The sequence below is a fragment of the Xenorhabdus vietnamensis genome (assembly GCF_002127535.1).
Classification (GTDB): Bacteria; Pseudomonadota; Gammaproteobacteria; order Enterobacterales; family Enterobacteriaceae; genus Xenorhabdus; species Xenorhabdus vietnamensis.
On record NZ_MUBJ01000002.1, the window covers coordinates 231,930 to 257,362 of the forward strand.

At 40.8% G+C, this 25,433-nt stretch carries 20 protein-coding genes and 4 tRNA genes; 5 read left to right on the forward strand and 19 right to left on the reverse strand.

The window, feature by feature from the left end; translation table 11 throughout:
• Positions 1 to 391 precede the first annotated feature (391 nt).
• The 3 genes from clpB to rluD all read right to left on the reverse strand — a co-directional run bounded on the left by clpB (position 392) and on the right by rluD (position 4,812).
• Positions 392 to 2,965, reverse strand: a complete 2,574-nt coding sequence (gene clpB, locus Xvie_RS03195; RefSeq protein ID WP_086107925.1) for an ATP-dependent chaperone ClpB — start codon at positions 2,963 to 2,965, stop codon at positions 392 to 394.
• A gap of 133 nt (positions 2,966 to 3,098) precedes the next feature.
• A complete protein-coding gene (gene yfiH, locus Xvie_RS03200) occupies positions 3,099 to 3,830 on the reverse strand; it encodes a purine nucleoside phosphorylase YfiH (protein WP_086107926.1) in 732 nt (243 codons plus the stop codon).
• A 4-nt stretch (positions 3,831 to 3,834) separates the two neighbouring features.
• Entirely contained in the window at positions 3,835 to 4,812 is a 978-nt protein-coding gene (gene rluD / locus Xvie_RS03205; RefSeq protein WP_086107927.1) for a 23S rRNA pseudouridine(1911/1915/1917) synthase RluD, read from the reverse strand.
• Positions 4,813 to 4,959: 147 nt separating this feature from the next.
• Between rluD and bamD the strand changes: the two genes are divergently transcribed.
• From bamD to pheA, 3 genes are all read left to right on the forward strand, one after another.
• On the forward strand, positions 4,960 to 5,682 hold the full coding sequence (bamD, locus tag Xvie_RS03210) for an outer membrane protein assembly factor BamD (protein ID WP_208612511.1): 723 nt from the start codon (positions 4,960 to 4,962) through the stop codon (positions 5,680 to 5,682).
• A gap of 433 nt (positions 5,683 to 6,115) precedes the next feature.
• Positions 6,116 to 6,448, forward strand: a complete 333-nt coding sequence (raiA, locus tag Xvie_RS03215; RefSeq protein WP_086107929.1) for a ribosome-associated translation inhibitor RaiA — start codon at positions 6,116 to 6,118, stop codon at positions 6,446 to 6,448.
• 424 nt (positions 6,449 to 6,872) lie between these two features.
• Positions 6,873 to 8,027, forward strand: a complete 1,155-nt coding sequence (pheA, locus tag Xvie_RS03220; protein WP_086107930.1) for a bifunctional chorismate mutase/prephenate dehydratase — start codon at positions 6,873 to 6,875, stop codon at positions 8,025 to 8,027.
• A 72-nt stretch (positions 8,028 to 8,099) separates the two neighbouring features.
• Here pheA and tyrA read toward each other — a convergent pair whose 3' ends face one another.
• The 7 genes from tyrA to ffh all read right to left on the reverse strand — a co-directional run bounded on the left by tyrA (position 8,100) and on the right by ffh (position 14,706).
• Positions 8,100 to 9,221 (reverse strand): bifunctional chorismate mutase/prephenate dehydrogenase, encoded by a 1,122-nt coding sequence (tyrA, locus tag Xvie_RS03225; RefSeq protein WP_086107931.1) that lies wholly within the window; start codon positions 9,219 to 9,221, stop codon positions 8,100 to 8,102.
• Positions 9,222 to 9,226: 5 nt separating this feature from the next.
• Entirely contained in the window at positions 9,227 to 10,321 is a 1,095-nt protein-coding gene (locus Xvie_RS03230; protein WP_086107932.1) for a 3-deoxy-7-phosphoheptulonate synthase, read from the reverse strand.
• 862 nt (positions 10,322 to 11,183) lie between these two features.
• Positions 11,184 to 11,537, reverse strand: coding sequence for a 50S ribosomal protein L19 (rplS, locus tag Xvie_RS03235; protein ID WP_010845356.1), 354 nt, complete (start codon positions 11,535 to 11,537; stop codon positions 11,184 to 11,186).
• Between the two features lie 64 nt (positions 11,538 to 11,601).
• A complete protein-coding gene (trmD, locus tag Xvie_RS03240; RefSeq protein WP_086107933.1) occupies positions 11,602 to 12,354 on the reverse strand; it encodes a tRNA (guanosine(37)-N1)-methyltransferase TrmD in 753 nt (250 codons plus the stop codon).
• A 37-nt stretch (positions 12,355 to 12,391) separates the two neighbouring features.
• Positions 12,392 to 12,940: a ribosome maturation factor RimM gene (rimM, locus tag Xvie_RS03245; RefSeq protein WP_086107934.1), complete on the reverse strand. Its 549-nt coding sequence runs from the start codon at positions 12,938 to 12,940 to the stop codon at positions 12,392 to 12,394.
• Positions 12,941 to 12,958: 18 nt separating this feature from the next.
• A complete protein-coding gene (gene rpsP / locus Xvie_RS03250; protein ID WP_047961642.1) occupies positions 12,959 to 13,207 on the reverse strand; it encodes a 30S ribosomal protein S16 in 249 nt (82 codons plus the stop codon).
• Positions 13,208 to 13,344: 137 nt separating this feature from the next.
• The gene (gene ffh, locus Xvie_RS03255; protein ID WP_086107935.1) at positions 13,345 to 14,706 is read right to left on the reverse strand and encodes a signal recognition particle protein; all 1,362 of its coding nucleotides are present in this window, start codon (positions 14,704 to 14,706) and stop codon (positions 13,345 to 13,347) included.
• A gap of 351 nt (positions 14,707 to 15,057) precedes the next feature.
• Here ffh and Xvie_RS03260 point away from each other — a divergent pair, with 351 nt between their 5' ends.
• Entirely contained in the window at positions 15,058 to 15,852 is a 795-nt protein-coding gene (locus Xvie_RS03260) for a cytochrome C assembly family protein (protein WP_086108073.1), read from the forward strand.
• A 52-nt stretch (positions 15,853 to 15,904) separates the two neighbouring features.
• The gene (locus Xvie_RS03265; protein ID WP_139838800.1) at positions 15,905 to 17,182 is read left to right on the forward strand and encodes an HlyC/CorC family transporter; all 1,278 of its coding nucleotides are present in this window, start codon (positions 15,905 to 15,907) and stop codon (positions 17,180 to 17,182) included.
• 319 nt (positions 17,183 to 17,501) lie between these two features.
• On the opposite strand, the gene luxS is transcribed toward Xvie_RS03265, so the two are convergent.
• The 9 genes from luxS to recA form a co-directional block, all read right to left on the reverse strand.
• Positions 17,502 to 18,017: an S-ribosylhomocysteine lyase gene (gene luxS, locus Xvie_RS03270; protein ID WP_086107936.1), complete on the reverse strand. Its 516-nt coding sequence runs from the start codon at positions 18,015 to 18,017 to the stop codon at positions 17,502 to 17,504.
• Positions 18,018 to 18,180: 163 nt separating this feature from the next.
• Positions 18,181 to 19,740, reverse strand: a complete 1,560-nt coding sequence (gene gshA, locus Xvie_RS03275; RefSeq protein WP_086107937.1) for a glutamate--cysteine ligase — start codon at positions 19,738 to 19,740, stop codon at positions 18,181 to 18,183.
• Positions 19,741 to 19,937: 197 nt separating this feature from the next.
• Positions 19,938 to 20,014, reverse strand: a tRNA-Arg gene (locus Xvie_RS03280).
• Between the two features lie 85 nt (positions 20,015 to 20,099).
• Positions 20,100 to 20,176 (reverse strand) — tRNA-Arg (locus Xvie_RS03285).
• 85 nt (positions 20,177 to 20,261) lie between these two features.
• A tRNA-Arg gene (locus Xvie_RS03290) sits at positions 20,262 to 20,338 on the reverse strand.
• A gap of 10 nt (positions 20,339 to 20,348) precedes the next feature.
• A tRNA-Ser gene (locus Xvie_RS03295) sits at positions 20,349 to 20,441 on the reverse strand.
• Between the two features lie 504 nt (positions 20,442 to 20,945).
• Positions 20,946 to 21,131: a carbon storage regulator CsrA gene (gene csrA, locus Xvie_RS03300; protein ID WP_010845367.1), complete on the reverse strand. Its 186-nt coding sequence runs from the start codon at positions 21,129 to 21,131 to the stop codon at positions 20,946 to 20,948.
• 246 nt (positions 21,132 to 21,377) lie between these two features.
• Complete coding sequence (alaS, locus tag Xvie_RS03305; RefSeq protein ID WP_086107938.1) at positions 21,378 to 24,005, reverse strand: alanine--tRNA ligase; 2,628 nt, start codon at positions 24,003 to 24,005, stop codon at positions 21,378 to 21,380.
• A gap of 332 nt (positions 24,006 to 24,337) precedes the next feature.
• Positions 24,338 to 25,420, reverse strand: a complete 1,083-nt coding sequence (gene recA / locus Xvie_RS03310) for a recombinase RecA (RefSeq protein ID WP_086107939.1) — start codon at positions 25,418 to 25,420, stop codon at positions 24,338 to 24,340.
• Between the last annotated feature and the right edge of the window lie 13 nt (positions 25,421 to 25,433).

Sequence of the window (25,433 nt, forward strand, 5' to 3'; positions counted from 1 at the left end):
GTCTTGCGAGTGCCCACACAGATTGTCTGATTCAATTGTTAAAGAGCATTGCAACCGATGATTCGTTTCCCGGTTGCGAGGCTGCGTATCTTACGCTTTCCTCTTTCAGTGTCAAGCCTTATTTTTCAAGGTCTTTCACTTTGTCACCCCGACAGATTTGTGTGTTTGTCGTGACAACGGAAGCGCATTATAGGGACTTTCGTGATACTGGCAACAATTATTTTAAAAAAAAGCCCCAATCGCGCATTTATTACACAAAACACCTTAATTTGTTTTTTTTCCAACCTACTATAAAGAAAAAAGAGGTGTTTTTTACACCTCTTTTGATGATCTCAACGCAAATTTATCTTCTATATAATTTTATAGTTAAAGATTTCCTCTGCAAACAATGTCATTGCTTTGCAATAATACGATCGCCTTCTAGCTCCAAAGTCACTAATTTACCCGGAAGCAACTTGCCAGAAAGAATTTGCTGAGCCAGCGGGTTTTCAATCTCTTGCTGAATAGCTCGTTTCAATGGGCGAGCGCCATATACAGGATCAAAGCCCGCTTCACTTAGTTTTACCAGTGCTGAAGGTGTCATCTCTACCTGATAGCCACGCTCTTCCAGACGCTGGTATAAACGTTGCAATTGAATATTCGCAATAGATGTCAGATGTTCTTTTCCTAACGGATGGAACACAACAACTTCATCAACACGGTTGATAAACTCAGGTCTGAAATGATGGCTCACCACTTCCATTACTATATTTTTCATACCCGCATAATCCAGTGCCCCAAAACGCTCCTGAATCATATCGGACCCCAAGTTAGAGGTCATAATCACAACTGTGTTACGAAAATCAACAGTCCTCCCCTGACCATCAGTCAGACGACCATCATCCAATACCTGCAGCAAGATATTGAAAACATCCGGGTGTGCTTTCTCTACTTCATCCAGCAAAATGACAGAATAAGGACGGCGGCGCACTGCTTCTGTCAAATATCCACCTTCTTCATATCCAATATATCCGGGAGGAGCTCCCACCAACCTTGAAACTGCGTGTTTTTCCATAAATTCCGACATATCAATGCGCACCATAGCGTCATCACTGTCAAACAAGAAATTAGCCAATGCCTTACATAATTCAGTTTTACCCACCCCAGTCGGCCCCAAAAACATGAAAGAACCGATTGGACGATAGGGATCAGATAGCCCCGCTCTGCTACGACGAATTGCATTCGATACGGCATCAACAGCTTCGTTCTGCCCAATCACACGTTTATGCAATTCTTGCTCCATGCGCAGTAACTTGTCTTTTTCGCTTTCCAACATTCTCGATACAGGAATTCCAGTCCAACGAGCAAGTATTTCAGCGATCTCAGCATCCGTAACTTTGTTACGCAGCAGCTTCATGTGACGATTTTCCGTTGCTGTTGCTGTTGCCAGACGTTTTTCCAGTTCTGGAATTTTTCCGTACTGAATTTCAGACATTTTGGCCAAGTCACCGTTACGCCGTGCCTTTTCTAATTCAATACGAGTATTCTCTAATTCGGCTTTGATATTCTGAGTGCCACTAAGTTCAGCTTTCTCTGCTTTCCACTCTTCTTCCAATTCAGAGTATTCACGTTCTTTTTCTGCTAATTCCTCGTTCAGCATTTCTAAACGTTTTTTACTGGCATCATCAGACTCTTTTTTCAGTGCCTGCTGTTCAAGCTTCAATTGAATAACGCGACGCTCAAGGCGATCCAGTGCTTCTGGTTTAGAATCCATCTGCATACGAAGACTCGCCCCGGCTTCATCAATCAGGTCAATCGCTTTGTCAGGCAACATACGATCAGAAATATAGCGATGAGACAACGTTGCCGCTGCAACGATTGCCGGATCTGTAATCTGAACATGATGATGCAATTCATATCGCTCTTTTAGCCCACGTAAGATAGCAATCGTATCCTCAACAGTGGGTTCTGCCACATAAACTTTCTGGAAACGACGCTCCAAAGCTGCATCTTTTTCTATATATTGCCGATATTCATCAAGTGTTGTTGCCCCGACACAATGCAGTTCACCACGAGCCAATGCGGGTTTCAGCATGTTACCGGCATCCATTGCGCCTTCGGCTTTGCCTGCTCCGACCATGGTATGCAATTCATCAATAAACAGAATGACTGAACCTTCCTGTTTGGCAAGATCGTTCAAAACACCTTTCAAGCGCTCTTCAAATTCACCACGGTATTTAGCACCAGCTAATAACGCCCCCATATCTAGAGATAGGACACGTTTATTTTTCAGTCCTTCTGGAACTTCACCATTAACAATACGCTGTGCCAAGCCTTCGACAATTGCGGTCTTCCCAACTCCGGGTTCACCAATAAGAACAGGATTATTTTTGGTTCTACGTTGCAATACTTGAATGGTTCGACGGATTTCTTCATCACGTCCAATAACAGGATCCAACTTGCCTTGTTCAGCACGTTCAGTCAGATCAATTGTATATTTCTTTAACGCTTGACGCTGATCCTCTGCACCTTGATCATACACTTTTTCACCACCACGCATCTGTTCTATTGCCTTAGTGATTTTATCTTTAGCTGTTCCTGCAGCTTTCAGCATGTCACTTAACGTTCCACGTTCTTCTATCACTGCCAGAACAAAGAGTTCAGAAGAAATAAAATTATCACCTGTTTTTTGTGCAAGTTTGTCACACAGGTTTAGATAACGTCCCAGTTCGTTGGATACCTGCACATCTCCACCATTGCCCTCTACTTTTGGCAATCGGTCCAGAGCCTGATTCAGTTGATTATTGAAGCTTCCCGTATCCACCCCTGCCGAGGCTAATAAAGGACGAACTGAGCCGCCTTCTTGATTGAGTAATGCACTCATCAAATGGATAGGTTCGATGAATTGATTATCACGCCCTAATGCGAGGGATTGGGCGTCAGCGAGAGCAAGCTGGAATTTATTAGTAAGACGATCCAGACGCATAACACCTCCAATACTGGTCAGAATTAGTTACTGAAAACTAGATAAGGTCATTCCTTAAATATTCAAGGTCTTCTGAAAAGTTAATTGGAAACTTACTTCTATGTATGCGCCAAAGATCGTCCTATGAAGTAGGCTATTGCAACCAAATTAAAGTTGCCATTCGCCCTGTATTACCATCTCGACGATAGGAGAAAAAGTTTTTTTCCTCCGAGACAGTACATTCGGTTCCACCAAAAATTTCTGTTATTCCTACTGACTGCAACTTTAATTTAGCCAGTAAGTAAATATTTGCCAGAAACTTGTCACCATACGGTGTGAAAGCTTGCTCTAGATCAGAATTGGCCGTAATGAAGGTTTCTCTAACATCACTCCCCACCTCAAATTTTTCAGGGCCAATAGCGGGCCCCAACCATGCACGGATCATGTCAGGCTTTGCACTAAATCGAGACACAGTATTCTCCAGCACTCCTGAACATAATCCACGCCAGCCTGCATGGGCTGCTGCAACTTCATCACCAGAAATACTGCAAAAGAGAACTGGCAAGCAATCTGCGGTCATCACAGCACAAACCTGCCCGGGTATATTTGTGTAAACGGCATCGGCCCGATTGTTTACCAATGACTGACCATCAAGTGTGATAACACGTGTTCCATGTACTTGTTCCAACCATATAGGTTGCTGCGGCAATTGGGCGTATTCAACCAATAAGGTTCTATTTCGCTCCACATATTCTGGAACGTCCCCGACATGATTCCCCAGATTTAAACTGTCATATGGAGGTAAACTTACTCCACCCAAGCGGGTAGTACTGCAAGCACCAACATTATCAGGCTGTGGCCAATCAGGAAAAATCAGTGGTGTCATTTAATTACCAATCCATCTCATCTTTAAAAGATTCAGCATCCGCTTTCATCACTTCAATTAATTTAATCATGTCATCCGGTAATGGGGCATGCCATTCCATCTCAATTCCAGTAATCGGATGGTAAAGACGTAACATAGTTGCATGCAATGCCTGACGATCAAAACTGCGCATCACTTCGCGAAATTCATCAGAAGCTCCTTTTAATGGACGAGGCCGACCACCGTACAGAGGATCTCCCACCAACGGGTGTTTTATATGTGCCATGTGCACACGAATTTGGTGTGTTCTGCCTGTTTCCAAACGCAAACGCAAACGAGTATATGCTCGGAAATGTTCCATTACTCGATAATGGGTAACAGCAGGTTTTCCCATAGGGTGTACTGCCATATGTGTCCGCTTTGTTGGATGGCGAGAAATGGGTTCTTCTACCGTTCCTCCGGCTGTCATGCATCCCAAAGCAATCGCTTCATATTCACGGGTTATTTCACGTAATTGCAAAGATTCCACCAAACGAGTTTGTGCTGGAACCGTTTTTGCCACAACCATTAGCCCGGTTGTATCTTTGTCAAGACGGTGAACAATGCCTGCACGGGGAACATCTGCAATTTCAGGATAACGGTATAACAAGGCATTCAATACTGTGCCGTCAGGATTACCTGCTCCCGGATGAACGACTAAATCACGTGGTTTATTGATTACCAAAATATCGTCGTCTTCATAGACAATATTTAGTTCAATATCCTGAGGCTCCCAACGTGCATCCTCTTCAATGATAGCATCAATGAAAATTTCTTCACTGCCCAGAACTTTTTCTTTCGGTTTGTTAATTAATTTGCCATTAACTTGAACTTTATTATCTAAGATCCACTCTTTTATACGTGACCTTGAATAATCAGGGAACAATTCAGCCAAAGCTTGATCTAAACGTTGACCAAGCTGAGATTCAGCGACTATTGCATTAAGTCGGATTTGTTGTGCCATATATAATTTCTATATTTTACGTTGAGTTTTGACGGCGAGGCCGTTTCATTTAAAATAGTGTGCTATTGTAACCCTATATTTTGCCGGGAGCTTCACGGACAGTCTCCCAGAAAATACTCAGAGGATAATCAACACGTGATGATTCGCATGAAATATCTGGTGGCAGCGACCACATTGAGCCTGGTTTTATCTGGATGTTCCAGCAATAAGGATGCTGTTCCTGATATCCCGCCATCTCAAATTTATTCAATTGGGCAGGAAAAGCTGCAAGAAGGTAACTATAAAACGGCTATTAAGCAATTGGAATCCCTTGATAACCGATATCCTTTTGGGCCGTATTCCCAACAGGTTCAGCTTGATTTGATCTATGCCTACTACAAATCAGCAGAATACCCACTGGCTCTCGCATCTATCGACCGTTTCATGCGCCTGAACCCAACCCACCCTAATATTGACTATGTGCTGTATATGCGTGGTTTGGTTTCACAGGCTCTGGATGATAATCTATTGCAAGGCTTTCTCGGCATTGATCGATCAAATCGTGATCCTGAACATGCCCGTGCCGCACTCCGTGATTTCAACCAATTGGCACGTTACTATCCAAACAGCCAGTATTCAGCTGATGCTATCAAGCGGCTAGTATTCCTTAAAGAACGTTTAGCCAAATATGAACTTGCAGTTGTGAAATACTACACTACACGCAGCGCTTATGTAGCTGTCGTCAATCGTGTAGAACAAATGCTACGAGACTATCCTAATACAAGCGCAACTCGGGAAGCGCTTCCTTATATGGAGTCAGCTTATAAGGAATTAGGCCTGACAGCCGAAGCAAATAAAGTGGCACAGCTGATAACTGCCAACCCCGCATAAAATTCAATATCGTTAGATTTGAACAGCCGATCAAAAATGGCAGCTAAACAGCTGCTGTTTTTGATTTATTACAGTATGTGTAGTGTCGTTGTTAAGGAGATAAACTGCCGGGAATGTAGTTTTTGCTAGGCTTATCTTTTTGTTCTGTTTAGGCAACAAATCGAATACGTTTTGGTTATATTTCTATTGTTTTTAGCCTAAAAATAACTTACTCAATAAAATTATTTCACTAGATTATAATTCCGTAACTGATCGATAATGACGCACAATGTCTTTCTTAGCAACAAATATTCTCCATATCTTCCTTGATTATCACAATTCTGCCACTTACTTCCAAAACCGCACAGCAAAAGTGATTTAGATCATTCTTTTTACGCGAAAGAGCGCTATGCTGGGTACATTAAAGACGGAGCAACATTAAAGAGGTAACTATATGTCAATAAACATTACCAGCAAACAAATGGAAATTACCCCCGCAATTCGTAGCCACGTAGAAGACCGTCTAAATAAGTTGAGTAAGTGGCAAGTCATTCTAATTAACCCACATATTGTACTATCAAAAGAACCGCAAGGATTCTTGGTTGATGCCACAATTGGTACACCGAATGGCACATTAGTGGCCAGTGCCAAACATGAAGATATGTACGCTGCTATCAATGAGCTGTTGACAAAATTAGAACGACAACTCAATAAAGTACAGCATAAAGCAGAAGCTCGACGTGCAGATAATAGTGTTAAAGAGTCCAACTTCAACCTAGAAGTATAATCATCCCTTATTCTTGCTCTAACGCGCTCAATGAGCGCGTTTTTACCGTTGTTTCACCTATTGGACTTATCTTCTATTTTATTCGCTGTTTGCTTAGCCAATCTAACTGTATGCCAATAATTATTAAAAACTAGTTTGAAAGATGGAAATCCTTCTGTTGACACCCCATTCTAAATAGGTTAATTAAAATACATCATTGAAACAACCAAACAGTGTGCTAACAGGCCAAATGATCATCAAACCGTCTTTTTTATTCTTTTTCTTTTTTTTCACCTTCTCATGAGGAGGTTATTTCGTTTCAAAAAAGAATTGTAAGAAGACGAATAAAAACCTCCCACCAGCAGGGAGGTTTTTTGTTTTACTGATCGTAAAAATATCCACAATACACAAACTATGCTCATAATAAGAATGTCAGGAACATGCTATGGAACGAGATTTAGTTAACTTACGAGAAGAAATTAGTAATATTGATGCAGATTTACTGGATCTACTCGCCAAACGCCGGGAGTTAGCTGGTAACATCGCTCAGACAAAATTGCTCGATAATCATCCTATCCGAGATAAAAATCGTGAACGAGAATTATTGAATACATTGATTAATAAAGGAAAAGCATGTGGATTAGACGGTTTTTATATAACTCGGCTATTTCAGATGATCATTGAGGATTCAGTTCTTACTCAACAAGCTTTATTACAGCAACATCTGAATCAAACACCTTACGATTCTGCCCGCATTACTTTTCTAGGACCAAAAGGTTCATATTCTCATATTGCAGCTCGGCAATTTGCTGCCCGTCACTTTAACCAGCTGATTGAATGCAGTTGCCATAAATTCTCAGATATTTTTTCATTGGTTGAGATTGGTCAGGCTGATTACGGCATTCTGCCACTGGAAAATACCAGCTCAGGGGCAATCAATGAGGTTTATGATTTATTGCAGCATACCCCTTTATCGCTTGTTGGAGAAATCACCCTCCCCATAAACCACTGTCTATTGATTTCCGGGCAAACTGATATCTCAAAAATAAAAACCGTTTATAGCCATTCCCAACCTTTCCAACAATGTAGCCAATATCTCAATAAATATCCCGAATGGAACATTATCTACTGTGAAAGCACTGCTGCTGCTATGCAAAAAGTGGCTGAACTCAATTCACCAGAATCCGTTGCGTTAGGAAGTGAGGCTGGCGGTGCGCTCTATGGATTACATGTTTTAGAAAACAACTTGGCAAATCAGCAAGAGAATAGCACTCGCTTTATTGTTGTTGCCCGTAAACCTATTGAAGTATCCGATCAAGTTCCTGCCAAAACCACCTTTATTATGTCAACTGGACAGCAAGCAGGGGCTTTGGTTGATACACTGATTATCTTAAAGAAACATGATATTCCCATGAGTAAATTAGAATCTCGTCCAATAAATGGTAAACCGTGGGAAGAGATGTTTTATATTGATGTGCAAATCAATCTGCGCTCTATAAAAATGCAACAAGCATTGAAAGAATTGACAAAAATTACTCGTTTTCTGAAAGTATTGGGATCTTATCCATCAGAAAATGTAATCCCTATTGATCCCACCTAAAATAAAAAACCGGATGTCTCCATCCGGTTTTAATATTCTTATATATTTCAATGCACTATATCCAGTCAATATCTATACTCGATTATCATTAGCCTGCTGTAAAAGCACTCGGCTTTCCTCCATAAATCGAGCTGCTTCATCGCCAAACCAATCACTCACTTGGTTAAAGCTCTCAATAAAAGCTGACTTATCTTGATGTTCCAATATTTCCAAAGCCTGCCCAAAACTCTGGTAATATTGACGAATAAGTTCAATGTTTTCAGGGCTAGACATAATAATATCAGCATACAACTGAGGATTCTGCGCAAATAATCGTCCCACCATCACCAGCTCCAATCGATATATTGGTGAAGATAGTGACAGTAATTGTTGCAAGTCGATATTTTCTTTTGCAAGATGTCGTCCATAAGAAAAGGTAGTGAAATGACGCAACGCCTGAATGAAGCCCATATTTTTATCATGCTTATCTGCGTTTATTTGATGTAATTTCGCTCCCCATACCGATATTTGCTCCAAAAACCATTGATATGCTTCTGGATAACGCCCATCACAATACACAACCACTTGCTTAGCAAAGCTGCCTACATCTGGCCCAAACATAGGGTGCAACCCTAAAACAGGCCCCTGATGTACATCAAGCATCGCATTTAACGGCCTTTGTTTTATGGAAGCCAAATCAACTAAAATGCATTGTTCTGGCAAAGGAGGTAATCGACGAATAATCTTGTCAGTCAAATGTATGGGAACGCTGACTATGACCATCCCTGCTCCTGCCAATATATGTTCAACATTATCCCAATCATCAGTTTCGAGCACTCTAACCTCATAGCCAGATAGCGCCAAAAATCGACTGAATAATTTCCCCATTTTGCCTGAGCCGCCTACAATGACCACTGGTCCCAAATGAGTGCCCAGTTTTTTAAAGCCTTTGTTATTTTCGCTTACATAAGACTCACGCATAATTCGGCGTAATATATCTTCAATCAAATCAGGCGGAATTCCCATATTTTCCGCCTCTTGACGACGGGAAGCTAACATTGCTGCCTCCCTCTCAGGTGCGTAAATCGGGAAACCAAGCTGGCTCTTAACTTCGCCAACCTGAGCTACTAAATTCATTCTTTTTGCCAACAAAGATAATAAGGTTTTATCCACCTCATCAATTTGAGCTCTCAGCTGTGATAATTCTGCTGCCATATTGATTATCCTGCTTTTTCCATCATCATATTTCGATTGGTCAAATGTGGAGCAATTTGTTGATGCAGTTTTCTCAATATCTGCTCCGTAACCTGCCAGCTAATACAGGCGTCAGTTACCGAAACACCATATTTCATCTCATCACGAGGTTGTTCGGAAGATTGGTTGCCTTCATTAATATGGCTTTCTAACATAATACCAATAATGGATTGATTTCCAGACATAATTTGTTCAGCAACAGAATCCACAACAACGTTTTGACGACGAAAATCTTTATTGGAATTACCGTGACTACAATCAATCATCAGTGATGGTATCAGCCCTGCTTTAATCATTTGGCCTTCACAGTCAGCAACATGTTCTGCACTGTAATTCGGCACTGCACCACCACGCAATATTACATGTCCATTCGGATTACCCTGAGTTTGTAACAAACAAATTTGGCCAGACTGATTTATTCCCATAAAACGATGAGGCATTGCTGCTGCCTTCATAGCATTAATTGCAGTATTCAAATTACCATCTGTGCCATTTTTAAACCCAACTGATACAGATAAGCCTGATGCCATTTCACGGTGAGTTTGAGATTCAGTCGTTCTAGCGCCAATTGCTGACCAGCTAAATAGATCTCCCAAATATTGTGGATTATTGGGATCAAGAGCTTCATTAGCCAAAGGTAATCCCATTTCTACCAAGTTCAACAATAGGCGGCGAGCAATATGCAACCCAGAGTCCATATCAAAGGAGCCATCCATATAGGGATCACTAATGAGACCTTTCCAACCAACTGTTGTACGGGGCTTTTCAAAATAGACACGCATAACAATATACAGGCAATCACTTAATTCGGCAGAAAGCGCTTTCAAACGGTGAGCATACTCTAGGGCAGCGTCCACATCATGAATTGAACATGGACCACATACCACTAATAAACGAGGATCACGATGCTGAATAATATCAGCAATAGTATTACGTGCGTTTGTAATGGCATGTAGATCATTGCTATTCAACTGATATTTCTGTTTCAACTCTTCTGGAGTGATAAGAACCTGTTCATCAAGGATATGAACGTTATTAAGAGCGTCTTTTTGCATGATCATTTCTCTACCTGCCTTGCTTTAGTTTTATCTGTTTAATGTTTTCCTGAGTGTCTGGTGGATAACATACCACGCATTGTAAAGAATACAATCCAAAAATGTAAATACCACCAACTTAATGTAAATAATTATTTACATTAAGTAATACTGATACTATCAATGTATCAATAAGTCATCGAGCCTTAGTTACAAATAGAAATATATAAACAATTTTTAAAATTAGTTCATTGTAAATCATATTTATCATCTTTATCCAAATAAGAAATATTTTATTAATTACTTGAAATTTAATCACAAATACAATAAATATTATTTAAGATCAACTGATAAAGATAAGAACCAATCCCCTTTTTATATTAATATCATTAGTGGATTGATATATTATTATAAAAATATAAAGACATAATTATTAACTTTACCTAATGGGTTTTAAGCTACAATCATCAGCTTGGGGGGATGAAGGCATCAGCCATCTAGATGCAAAAACCTGTATTACTAACTTTTATCTATTTTTTATATTCTTTATTAAGGATAGATATGATAACGCTGTAATTTACCATAATAATCATATGATTATTGCTCGGTACACGTTATGTAAGGTTGGGGTTAATTTGTGATTGGGCTTTTTATACTAACATTTGTATTTGGTTTGAAATCAGGTAAACCCTCTGATCATATAATCTATAGTATGTTTCCGATCGCTTCTCCTGTATCTGTTGCCGTAGTCTCGTTGGTGTTAATTGCTGCTGGTCATACCCCTTAACCAGTTTAAAACTAAAGCAAATAAATAATCTGATTTAGAATGTAAAAAGGCCAGCGAATATACTGGCCTTTAACGATAACTTTCGGATGTAGCAAAAGCGTATTATTTTGCGTTCAGACGCTCTTTAATACGAGCAGCTTTACCAGAACGCTCACGCAGGTAGTACAGTTTAGCTCTACGAACAGCACCACGACGTTTAACGTTGATGCTGTCTACGACTGGGGAGTGAGTCTGGAATACACGCTCAACGCCTTCGCCGTTAGAAATTTTACGAACAGTGAATGCAGAGTGCAGACCGCGGTTACGAATCGCAATAACCACGCCCTCGAATGTCTGCAGACGCTTTTTAGAACCTTCAACGACCCATACCTTAACTTCCACGGTGTCACCCGGACGGAATGAAGGTACGTCTTGCTTCATCTGCTCTTGTTCAAGTTGTTTAATAATGTTGCTCATAATAACTCTCTTACCCTAGGTAAACTGATATATCAAAGACATTCCTTCACGGGACATGTCTGGATTAATTCGTTGCCTGATCTTGATATTCCCGTTGGAATTCAGATAGCAACATCCTTTGCTCGTCAGTCAGAGCTAGGCTTTCTAGAAGTTCGGGCCTTCTTAACCAAGTTCGGCCAAGCGATTGTTTCATTCGCCAGCGATTAATTTCAGCATGGTTTCCCGACAGCAAAACCGGAGGGACTTCCATACCATCTAACACTTCAGGGCGAGTATAATGAGGACAATCCAATAATCCATCAGCGAATGAGTCTTCTTCTGCTGATGCTTGACGCCCTAATACTCCCGGAATAAACCGTGATATAGAGTCAATCATCGTCATTGCAGGAAGCTCTCCTCCACTAAGAACGTAATCACCGATAGACCATTCTTCGTCAATCTCGGTTTGGATTACACGCTCATCAATACCTTCGTAACGACCGCAAACCAGAATTAATTTCTCATTTGTCGCTAGTTCACAAACTCCTTGTTGATCGAGTTTGCGCCCCTGAGGTGAAAGATAAATCACCTTTGCACCATCACCCACCGAAGCTTTGGCTGCATGAATGGCTTCCCGTAATGGTTGCACCATCATCAGCATGCCTGGACCACCGCCATATGGACGGTCATCAACAGTACGATGCCGGTCATAGGTAAAATCCCGTGGACTCCAGCATTCGATACTCAGCAGGCCATTCTTTACTGCCCGACCAGTTACCCCGTAATCGGTTATTGCGCGGAACATTTCAGGAAACAGGCTAATAACCCCAATCCACATACTGCGTCCCACTCATTTAAACCGTATTTACCGGAGATTAAAAACCAGGATCCCAATCTACCTCAATTGTTTTGGTAGCAAGATCGACTTTCTTGATAACCTGCCCATCAAGAAACGGAACCAACCGTTCCTTGATACCGAATGCATCTTTCAGGTTTGCTTTTATTACCATTACATCGTTAGAACCCGTTTCCATCATGTCATGAATGGTTCCAAGGTTATAACCAGCAATGTTTATTACTTGACACCCCATAAGGTCTTTCCAGTAATAGTCACCCTCTCCCAGCTCTGGTAATTGGCTAGAATCGACTATAATTTCACCGTTAGTCAGTAAATTCGCAGCATCCCGATCGTCAATATCTTTAATTTTGACGATAATATCCTGATTGTGGTATTTCCACGCTTCCAGTTCAACATGTTGACACTGGCCTGAACGTTGAATAAACCACGGCTGATATTCAAAAATGTCTTCGGCATGTTCGGTGGAAGAAAAAACTCTGAGCCAACCACGAATGCCATACGCAGAACCCAATTTCCCCAATACGATTGGCTCAACAGGGGGCTTTAGGCCAGATTGTTTGCTCATTGTTACCACCGCGACAGATTAAGCTGTTTTCTTAGCGTCTTTGATCAGTGCAGCAACACGATCAGACACAGATGCACCCAGACCAACCCAGTGTTCGATACGGTCCAGATCTAAACGCAGAGCCTCTGCATTTCCTGAAGCGATTGGGTTGAAGAAACCAACACGCTCAATAAAACGACCGTCACGCGCATTGCGGCTATCGGTCACGACTACTTGATAGAACGGACGCTTTTTTGCGCCGCCACGAGCTAAACGAATTGTTACCATAACATCCTCATTAGTTAGCAAAACAACCAGACTCCATCGAGGAATGGAGTCCGGCTGTCCATTAAAAAGCCCGAAAATTTTACTCACTTTGGCGCAAAAAGCAATCCAAAGAACATTTTCTTTCGCAACTTTATTGATTATCGCCCCATAAATCCAGGTGGAAGCATACCTTTCATGCCTCGCATCATTTTTGCCAGACCACCTTTCTTCATCTTTTTCATCATGCGCTGCATTTCATCAAACTGTTTCAGCAAACGATTGACATCTTGCACCTGTGTGCCCGATCCCACTGCAATACGGCGTTTACGAGAACCTTTGATTATTTCTGGTTTTTCACGTTCTTTACGAGTCATGGAATTAATTATGGCTTCCATTTTGACCAGAATTTTGTCATCCATTTGGGATTTAACAGCATCAGGGATCTGCGTCATTCCCGGCATTTTGCTCAACATGCTGGTCATTCCGCCCATGTTACGCATCTGTTTAAGTTGTTCGAGAAAATCGCTTAAATCAAAACCGTCACCTTTTTTCAGTTTAGATGCCAGTTTTTCCGCTTGGGTGCGATCAACTTTGCTTTCAATTTCTTCGATTAATGAAAGCATATCTCCCATACCTAGAATACGGGATGCAATGCGATCTGGATGGAAAGGTTCCAACGCATCCGTCTTTTCACCAACACCGAGGAATTTAATAGGCTTACCCGTGATGTGGCGAATGGAGAGTGCGGCACCGCCACGGGCATCACCATCTACTTTAGTCAGTACAACCCCGGTTAGTGGCAATGCTTCATTGAATGCTTTAGCGGTATTTGCCGCATCTTGACCTGTCATCGCATCAACAACAAACAGGGTTTCAACAGGATTGATAGCCGCATGAATCGCTTTGATTTCATCCATCATAGCTTCATCAACATGCAGACGGCCTGCTGTATCGACTAACAAGACATCATAAAATTTCAGCTTAGCATGTTGGATCGCTTTATTGACTATATCAACGGGCTTTTCCTGTGGTTCTGAAGGGAAAAAGTCAATTCCAACCGTTTCAGACAAGGTTTCAAGCTGCTTGATCGCTGCAGGTCGGTATACGTCGGCAGACACAACCAAAACTTTTTTCTTGTTTTTTTCTTTCAGCAGCTTACCTAATTTAGCAACGCTGGTAGTTTTACCTGCACCTTGCAAACCAGCCATAAGAACCACAGCAGGAGGCTGTGTGGAAAGATTCAGTTCACTATTAACCTCTCCCATCGCCTTAACCAATTCATTTTGAACGATTTTGACGAACTCCTGACCTGGGGTAAGGCTTTTGTTAACCTCATGCCCCACCGCACTTTCTTTGACACGTGCAATAAAATCACGCACAACAGGCAATGCAACATCCGCTTCGAGCAAAGCCATACGGACTTCGCGCAGCGTATCTTTAATATTATCTTCTGTCAGCCGTCCGCGACCGCTGATATTGCGCAATGTGCGCGATAGTCTGTCAGTTAAATTATCAAACATTGTCTCAGCTCTGATATCTACAAGTGGATCTACTTGTAAGGCAAATTTCACGAATTATAACACGATGATTATGTGATCTCTGCAAAGAGATTCCCAAGTATGATTAACAACGGTTGGAGGCTACTCCTGCTAACGGTATACTAAAATTTTGTACTCAATCCATATCCAATGGATTTCAAGTTACACTATAAAATGGCAGAGTATTTATCCATAATCACATAACTAACTGTATAAGCAAAGAATATGTAATCAAAAGAATATGTGACCAGAAGGATTAAATACAGCCAACAAAACGGTCGCTTGAAAGGTAAAGAGTTAACATTCAACACTATTGCGAAAACGATAAACGTTATGCTGATATTTTCAATTATTGCTTTACTTGCTTATCTCATTAGCCTGATGCTCATCGTGCCAGGCTTAATTCGCCAACAAAACAGTTATCAAAGGCTGGCACTTTCTTTCGCAATTATAGCGTTAACAACCCACGCCGTTGCATTGAAATATCAAGTGTTTCATGTCAGCAGCGGGCAAAATCTGACACTCTTGAATCTAGGCTCAATTGTCAGCTTGCTTGTGTGCCTTATCATGACAATCGTCGCTTTCCGTGGGCGTGCATGGTTTTTACTGCCAGTTGTTTATAGTTTCGCTATGATCAATTTGGTATTGGCCAGTATGATGCCGGGAGAATTCATTACTCATCTTGAAGATAGTGTTGAATTATTCATTCATATTGGGTTGGCATTACTCGGCTATGCCACCTTACTCATTGCAGCGCTTTATGCATTGCAACTTGGTTGGCTAGATTATCAGCTTAAAAAGAAAAAGCTCACCTTTACCTCTGGTATCCCTCCATTGATGACAATTGAGCGGAAAATGTTTCACATTACCCAGGTCGGTGTAATTTTACTAACATTAACGCTATGCACTGGCATCATGTATATGGATGATGTTTTTAGTAAAGAAAATATTCATAAGTCTGTTTTATCTATCATTGCTTGGTTCGTCTACGTTATTTTGCTTTGGGGACATTATCATGAAGGGTGGCGTGGCAAGCGCGTTATTTGGTTCAATCTGATTGGCGCATTTATTCTGACATTTGCTTTTTTCGGTAGCAGGTTATTACAGGAAATGATGGTTTATCAATAGTTCAAATTATCACCATAATAGATTTATATAAATATTAGGAAGGAATTCTGTTTTGAGTCAAATATCAACAAGCACACTGATTATAATTCTTGTTGTCATGGTTATTGCTTCAGCCTATTTTTCTGCTTCAGAAACTAGCATGATGACAATCAACCGATATCGCTTGCGACATTTAGCTAAACAGGGGAGCAGTCCCGCACGCAGAGTTGAATCTCTATTGCGCCATCCAGATAGACTTATCAGTCTGATCCTTATCGGTAATAATCTCGTTAACATTCTGGCGTCCTCTCTTGCTACTGTCGTTGGCATAAGGTTCTATGGCGATGCAGGTGTTGCCATTGCAACAGGTGTACTCACATTCGTTATTCTCATGTTTTCTGAAGTGATGCCAAAAACCATCGCAGCACTTTATCCTGAAAAAATTGCATTCCCAAGTAGCTTTCTGCTACGCCCGCTAGAAAAAATTATGCTGCCTCTTGTTTGGTCATTTAATAAGATCAGTTTATTGTTTATGCGTTGTATGGGAATCAAAACCTCTAATATCCACAACAGTGATGCTGTCAGCAAAGATGAGCTACGCACTATCGTAAATGAATCAAACACTAACCTATCACGCCGCAATCAGGACATGCTGATCTCAATATTAGATCTTGAGAAAGTCACTGTTGGTGACATTATGATCCCGCGTAATGAAATTGTCGGTATTGACATTAACAATGACTGGAAATCTGTTATCAGACAACTGACACACTCCCCACATGGACGCATTGTGCTATATCGAAACTCCCTTGATGATGCTATCGGTATGCTCCGAGTACGTGAAGCGTATCGGCTGATGATGGAGAAAAAAGAATTCACAAAAATAAATTTGATCAAAGCCGCAGATAAAATCTACTTTATTCCTGTTAGTATTCCATTAAATATCCAACTTATTAACTTTCAACGCAATAAACAAAAAGCGGGCTTAATCGTTGACGAATATGGAGATATCCAAGGGCTAATCACTGTCGAAGATATTTTGGAAGAAATTGTCGGCGATTTTACCACTTCCATGTCTCCGACCTTGGCAGAAGAAGTCCTTCCGCAAAATGATGGCACCATTCTGGTTGATGGTACAGTCAATATCCGTGAATTGAATAAAGCTTTCAATTGGGAGCTACCAGAAGATGGGCCAAGAACAATGAATGGAATGATTTTGGAAGAACTGGGCGAAATTCCCGAATTGAATGCTCAAGTGCAAATTAATGGATACCATTTTGAGATTCTTGCAGTACACGATAATGTTATCAAACAGGTTCGTGTAACACCACTGAATAAAGATACAGGATAAAACATAAAATCTAGTGAATAATTTAACAATTATTCAGCGACAATAGAAAAATCATCAAATATCAGAGTGTTTGAATATCAATATTCATGAAAAAAATTTATTTATTCCATAAAAACAAACGAATAGCCCCAAACAGTTCCTTATGAAGATTCTTAAAAAATGATATTAATCCAGTAATCCATAGAGGGCCAGCAAAACAAACCAGCCCTCGAAAATATAAACTAACTCTAGTCGACTAACAAAAAATTTACAACCAGAATAGACAGCGAGAATTCAGCATATTATTAATACATAATCCGGTTCCTCACTTACAAGCAATCTATACCTGTAGCTCTACGAGTTTTTCTTCTGGCAATGCTAGCTCATCGTTCTGATTGACACGAACATCAGCATCAAGAATACTCTGAGCAATATCTTGAGCTTCTTTCAATGAATGCATCTCATACGTACCACACTGATAAATATTTAATTCTGGGATCTGGCTCTGATCTTGAACTTTTAGCACATCAGCCATAGCAGCTTTCCAAGCTTCAGCCACTCTCAATTCTTCTGGAGCACCGATCAAGCTCATATAAAAGCCAGTACGACACCCCATTGGAGAAATATCAATAATTTCAACACCATAACCATTCAAATGATTGCGCATAAAACCCGCAAACAAATGTTCAAGTGTGTGGATACCTCTTTCTGGCATCACTGCTTTATTGGGAACACAAAAGCGTAAATCAAATACCGTGATGGTATCACCATGAGGCGTTGTCATTGTTTTAGCCACCCTAACAGCAGGTGCAGCCATACGAGTATGGTCAACTGTAAAACTATCTAATAAAGGCATTACTCTACCTCCTAAGGAATCAGATTTTTTACGAAAAATTTTTCAGATAAATGAAACCTTTTCATTTGCGGCCGGTCATAAGGTATGAAGACGCGCAAAATTGTTATCATCCCTATTCTCTAAGATATTTTATTCGGCCACCACTTGTGGCCATTTTCTTTTTTTAACGCCCTGCATGAAGTTTTAAGTACTCTTCAAAACTCATTTTATCTTGTTGCTCAAGGTCATGTTGGCGAGCTATAGAAGCCTCACGTTCAATCGAAAAATTTTCATCATTCAGAATTGAATAAGGTTCTTCAGCCAATTCATGGTGATACTGGTTTGCCAGCTCCAATCCAAAACCCACTATCCCCTGAGATTTCATCTTATCCAAGACACGAGCAGAAAACGTTAGTGATGGATTTTCAAACATATTAACCAATTCTTTACAGACTGATTGGTATTGGGTTCCTGAACAGATATCCAAGACTTCTGCTACTCGCTCTAAATCCCTGAATAGCTCCTGTCCCACAACCTTAAGCGGCTGTTGTTCAATTCCATAACCAAGACCAATAGACAATCCAGGCTTACGCCCTTCTAAAATAACTTTATTCCAGTTTCCACGGCAACATTTAAGCTCCTCACTTCCCATTTCAGGAGCTTCAGCCAAAACACACCATATCAAGAATAAGTCAAGAAAACGAATTTGGGTTTCATCAACCCCAATAGGAGAAAAAGGGTTAATATCCAAAGAACGTACTTCAATGTACTCTACACCACCTCTCAATAAAGCATCTGAAGGTGACTCCCCTTCTTTTGTGACCCGTTTGGGACGTATCGGTGCATATAACTCATTTTCAATTTGAAGGACATTAGTGTTGAGCTGTAGGTATTTATCCCCTTTTTTAATACCTATTGCCGCAAAGTCTGCCGATGGCTTATGAATTGCTTTCTTAAGCCCCTCTACATATGTATGAAGATGATTAAAAGTAATATTCAGATCACTTTGCGATTTGTTGGTATATCCTAAGTCACTCATCCTCAAAGAAGTCGCGTAAGGCAGGTAACAAGTCCCTTTTTCTGTTTCCTCAAAAGATAGTGCTGAATTTCGTCCACGTAAGAACGAAGGACAAATTGCAGGTGATGCACCAAATAAATAAGGGATTACCCATCCAAAGCGGTAATAATTACGGATCAAACGAAAGTAGCTATCTGAAATCTGCTCTTTTCCTGTTTCGGCGTCTTTAATTCCTAACCATGCTTGCCAGAAACTCATTGGCAGAGAAAAGTTATAATGCACACCTGAGATCGTTTGCATCAGTGCGCCATAACGGTTTTTTAATCCTTCACGATACAGAGTCTTAAAACGGCCTACATTAGACGTGCCATATTGAGCCAGAGTGATATTTTCTTCTTCGTCAATAAAACATGGCATACTTAAAGGCCACATTTTTTCATTGCCCAGATGCCGAGCTGTATAGGTGTGTAAATCTTTAAGGAAAGCAATGGTTCTATTTATATTACTATCAACAGGGGTAATAAACTCCAATAGAGATTCAGCAAAATCAGTTGTAATCCATTTATGCGTTAAAGAAGCACCAAGTGATTTTAGATGCCCCGTCTTAGCTAAATGACCGTCTGGAGTAACACGCAATGTTTCACGTTCAATGCCACGACAAATACCATTTAATACGGTAGGGTTTGCCTCTAACCATGACAATGCTTTTGATACGTCCGGGATCAATTTGTCCTCCCGTGGAGTTTAAAAAGATTATTACTAAAGGTTTACTTTATATGAAAGAAGCCAAGTTGTCGCTGATTACATAGAGGTGGCAATATATTAATGATTAATTTGCAAACAAAAAATAATAAGACAAATATTATGATTGAGCAGAAATAAAAAAGAAAAACCCCTACCTTGATTAAGGTAAGGGTTTAAGCTGGTGCATCCAGGAGGATTCGAACCTCCGACCGCTCGGTTCGTAGCCGAGTACTCTATCCAGCTGAGCTATGGATGCATTGTCGGTTCTCTATTTCAGTTCAGGTGCTAATAATTTTCTGACCAAACAGAATTGAGATACTTAAAAATCACAGTGTTAAATATGGTGCATCCAGGAGGATTCGAACCTCCGACCGCTCGGTTCGTAGCCGAGTACTCTATCCAGCTGAGCTATGGATGCATTGTCGGTTCTCTATTTCAGTTCAGGTGCTAATAATTTTCTGACCAAACAGAATTGAGATACTTAAAAATCGCGGTGTTTAAAATGGTGCATCCAGGAGGATTCGAACCTCCGACCGCTCGGTTCGTAGCCGAGTACTCTATCCAGCTGAGCTATGGATGCATTTTTTAAATGGCGGTGAGGGAGGGATTCGAACCCTCGATGCAGCTCTTAACCACATACTCCCTTAGCAGGGGAGCGCCTTCAGCCTCTCGGCCACCTCACCTTTTGTCTTAAAATCGTAAACTATATACTCACGCTTTAAAACTTGCGACTCATAAGTTTTCACTTTGTAGCTTTTAGAAATTTTACTTCTGATACTTATTTAGAAGTTTTTCTTCAAGCACTTCGTCGCTGCGATGGCGCACATATTACTTTCCCTGCCTGATAAGTCAAACAATTTTTCGCAACTTTTTTTCGTTTGCGCACTTAACACCCAAAGCGCTTGGTTTAGCATCTAAAGGGCTGTTTTATCAACAGTGAAATCATCTAAAAGTCATAAAGTTTACGAAAATTATTATTCAACACTATGGCCTCATGAACGATGTCTTTTCAACAGATAGAAAATAAAAAGACATGAGAGAATAGAATCAAGGTATCAAAAAGAGATAAATGCGATAGGTGTATAAGACAGTGAAGTAAAAAAGAAAGTGGGAAGTAATAAAAATAGAAAGCGAAAAAAAGTAGAGTAGCGCCCAAGTCTTAAAAAAGCATGGACGCCATTCTTGAATTAAAAAGTTGTAGGCTGAGATTTCTCTGCCTGAATCCGTTGATAAATTTCTTCACGGTGAACAGAAACTTCCTTGGGTGCATTTACACCAATGCGAACTTGGTTGCCTTTAACTCCCAGTACTGTGACTGTTACCTCATCGCCTATCATGAGTGTTTCACCAACTCGACGAGTCAGAATAAGCATTCTTTGCTCCTTGAAAATTTAAAAGAGTCGGGTCTCTAGGTTTCCCCGCTATTATCCATCAAACACCGTGAAAACGTAAAGCAATGATATCTACTTAAAGTATAAGCAGTTTTGAACACATTTCCTATATCTATAGAATAGCTAAAATATAAGTATGTGCCCAACATTTCAACAATTTCACAACAAAAAACATTCGGCACCATAAAAAAACTTTCATGATGCCGCAGCTTCACGGCAATACCAAAACTATAACCGCAATGTCACCCACTCTTCTACACTATTTAATGCGGAAGGAAGAGCTTCTACATCAGTCCCACCAGCCTGAGCCAAATCAGGACGTCCTCCTCCCTTACCTCCGACTTGTTGGGCAACAAATGAGATTAAATCGCCTGCTTTTATTCTAGCAGTCAAATCCTTTGTTATACCAACAATTAGGCTGACTTTATCACCAGTAACTGTAGAAAGCACAATAATTGCTGATCCCAATTGATTTTTTAGATCATCAATCATCGTTCTGAGCATTTTCGGTTCTATATCACCTAATTGTGTCACCAGTAAACGAACACCTAGAATTTCCTTGGCTTGATTTGCCAAAGAGGAACTTTCCTGAGCTGCTTGCTGAGATTTTAACTGCTGCAACTCTTTTTCCAATTGCTTCGTTTTATCCAGTGTTGTTTTCACTTTCTCATTCAAGCTACTGATATCACTTTTCACCAGATGAGCAATATCTTGCAGTAAATCAGCCTGCTGATAGATAGAGCTTAGCGCAGTTTGCCCCGTAATGGCTTCAATACGGCGAATTCCTGCAGCTGTACCTGATTCACTGGATATACGGAACAACCCAATATCACCTGTGCGGCTCGCATGAGTACCACCACATAGTTCGGTAGAAAACCCGCCCATGCTAAGTACACGCACCTTTTCGTCATACTTCTCGCCAAACAGTGCCATGGCACCTTTGGCTTTTGCTTCTTCCAGCTCCATTAATTCTGTAACAACTGGTGAATTTTTGCGAATTTCTTCATTCACCAAGTTTTCGACTTGACGGATCTGTTCTGGCTTCATGGCCTCAAAGTGAGAGAAATCAAAGCGCAGATACTTATCATTTACCAAAGAACCCTTTTGGGCAACGTGTTCTCCCAAAATCTGACGTAATGCCGAATGTAATAGATGAGTCGCCGAATGATTCAAACGGATCGCATCTCTGCGTATCACATCAATCTCAGCATTAACTGTATGATTAACGCTCAATCTACCACTTGTCAATTTACCAATGTGACCAATTGCCTGAGCATATTTTTGTGTATCGAGAACATCAAATACACCATTGTCATTCGACAATTTCCCCGTATCACCAACTTGTCCGCCTGATTCAGCATAGAAAGCGGTTTTATCAAGGATAATGATAGCTTCTTCACCCTCATGAATTTGCTCAACAGCTTGGCCATTACGGAAAATAGCGATAACAGCAGCTTGTTGTGAATTATGCTCATAACCACAGAAATCACTGCGACCATCAACTTTTATTAATTCATTATAATCTGTACCAAAGCCACTGGATTCACGAGCACGACGACGCTGGTTTTCCATCGCCACATCAAAACCTGCTTCATCAACTTTGATATTACGTTCGCGACAAACATCCGCAGTCAAATCAACAGGAAAGCCATAAGTATCATACAAACGGAAAGCGGTTTCGCCGCCGAGAGTATCACCCGATAGTTTGGCTAGCTCTTCATCCAAAAGCTGCAAACCACGTTCCAAAGTACGAGCAAACTGTTCTTCTTCTGTTTTCAATACCTGCTCAACCAAGGCCTGTTGCTGTTTCAGATCTTCACCAGCCACCCCCATGATTTTGATCAATGGAGCAGCCAATTTGTAGAAGAAAACATCTTTCGCCCCCAACATATTACCATGACGAACAGCACGGCGAATGATACGGCGAAGTACGTACCCGCGGTTTTCATTAGATGGAATAACACCATCACAAATCAAGAATGCACATGCACGGATATGATCTGCAATAACACGCAAAGATTTATTGGTAAGATCCGTTGCTCCTGTGACTTCTGCAACTGCAGCAATTAAGTTTTGGAATAGGTCAATCTCGTAGTTAGAGTTAACATGCTGCAAGACTGCAGTGATGCGTTCAAGGCCCATGCCAGTATCAACAGAGGGTTTTGGCAATGGCTCCATTGTACCATCAGCATGGCGATTGAACTGCATGAAAACAATGTTCCAAATTTCAATATATCTGTCACCATCTTCTTCTGGGCTGCCTGGAGGACCTCCCCAAATATGTTCACCGTGGTCGTAAAAAATTTCCGTACAAGGACCACATGGGCCAGTATCTCCCATTTGCCAGAAATTATCTGACGCATATGGAGCACCTTTATTGTCGCCTATACGAATGACTCTTTCTGTCGGAACACCAACTTCTTTATGCCAAATGTCATAAGCTTCATCGTCTGTTTCATAGACAGTAACCCACAGTTTTTCCTTCGGCAGGTTGAACCACTCTTCGCTGGTCAGCAGTTCCCATGCGTATTTAATTGCATCTTGTTTAAAATAATCGCCAAAACTGAAGTTACCCAACATTTCAAAGAAAGTGTGGTGACGGGCCGTGTAACCCACATTTTCTAAATCGTTATGCTTGCCGCCAGCACGAACACAGCGCTGAGCCGTTGTTGCTCTAGAATAAGATCTATTATCCAATCCTAGAAAGACATCTTTAAACTGGTTCATTCCTGCGTTAGTGAACAACAATGTTGGATCATTGGTTGGCACCAACGAGCTGCTTGGTACTATCTGGTGCCCTTTAGTATGAAAAAAGTCAAGAAACGCTTGACGGATCTCAGCGGTGCTTTTGCTCATAATTGTCCTGAAATCAAGCTGAAAATACAGATTTATGAATGGTTGAAGTGGTATCTTGCATTACCATTTCAACTCACGAACAAATTAAAGTAGGGTTAAGATAGAATGTCTTCCGTAAGAAGTAAAATCCCATATAAATCCATTCGCTTTTCAACATTGTAATTCGTCTAGGGATTTTCTGAAAGTCTGTTCGTTATACCTGTTTTAATACAATTACTTCAAGGATGTTTATTTCTCTCATAAAAACAAAAACCACACCCGATATAGATGTGGTTTTTAAAAGCCAGTTTGATCCTGTATTGCAACTGAATATAGAAAGTGAATGAAAAGTATTAAAACTCTTCGTTATTCACCTCTTCACTATTACCGTTGTCTTCATAGTCTGTCACATAATCCGTAGCAGCACTATTGAAACCGCCTGCATTATTCAACAGTAAATCACGTAATTTCTTATCCAACTCAGAAGCGATTTCTGTGTGTTCTTTCAGATAGATAGTGGCATTGGCTTTACCTTGCCCAATTTTGTCGCCATTGTAGCTATACCATGCACCAGCTTTTTCCACCATTTTGTGTTTAACACCCAGATCGATCAACTCACCAAAAGTGTTAATGCCTTCACCATAAAGAATTTGGAATTCTGCCTGCTTAAATGGTGCAGCAACCTTGTTCTTGACCACTTTCACACGTGTTTCGCTACCAACAACTTCATCGCCATTTTTCACCGAGCCAGTACGACGAATATCCAAACGGACGGATGCGTAGAACTTCAGTGCATTACCACCAGTGGTAGTCTCAGGGTTACCAAACATCACACCAATTTTCATACGAATCTGGTTGATGAAGATCAACAGAGTATTCGAGTTTTTCAAATTCCCCGCCAACTTACGCATAGCTTGGCTCATCATACGTGCAGCCAGACCCATGTGAGAGTCGCCGATTTCACCTTCAATTTCTGCTTTCGGCGTTAATGCTGCAACAGAGTCAACAATAATGACATCAACAGCACCAGAACGTGATAAAGCATCACAGATTTCCAATGCCTGTTCACCAGTATCAGGCTGAGAACACAACAGATTATCAATATCTACACCCAGTTTTTTCGCATAAACCGGATCAAGAGCATGTTCGGCATCAATAAAAGCACAAGTTCTGCCTTCGCGCTGGGCAGCAGCAATTACTTGCAATGTCAGCGTTGTCTTACCGGAAGATTCTGGCCCATATATTTCAACAATACGGCCCATTGGCAAACCACCTGCACCCAATGCAATATCCAGTGACAGGGAACCGGTAGAGATTGTTTCAACATCCATTGAGCGGTTTTCACCCAAACGCATGATGGAACCTTTACCAAATTGTTTCTCAATTTGACCCAGCGCTGCTGCTAGTGCTTTTTGTTTGTTTTCATCGTTAGCCATGTTTACTCCTTCG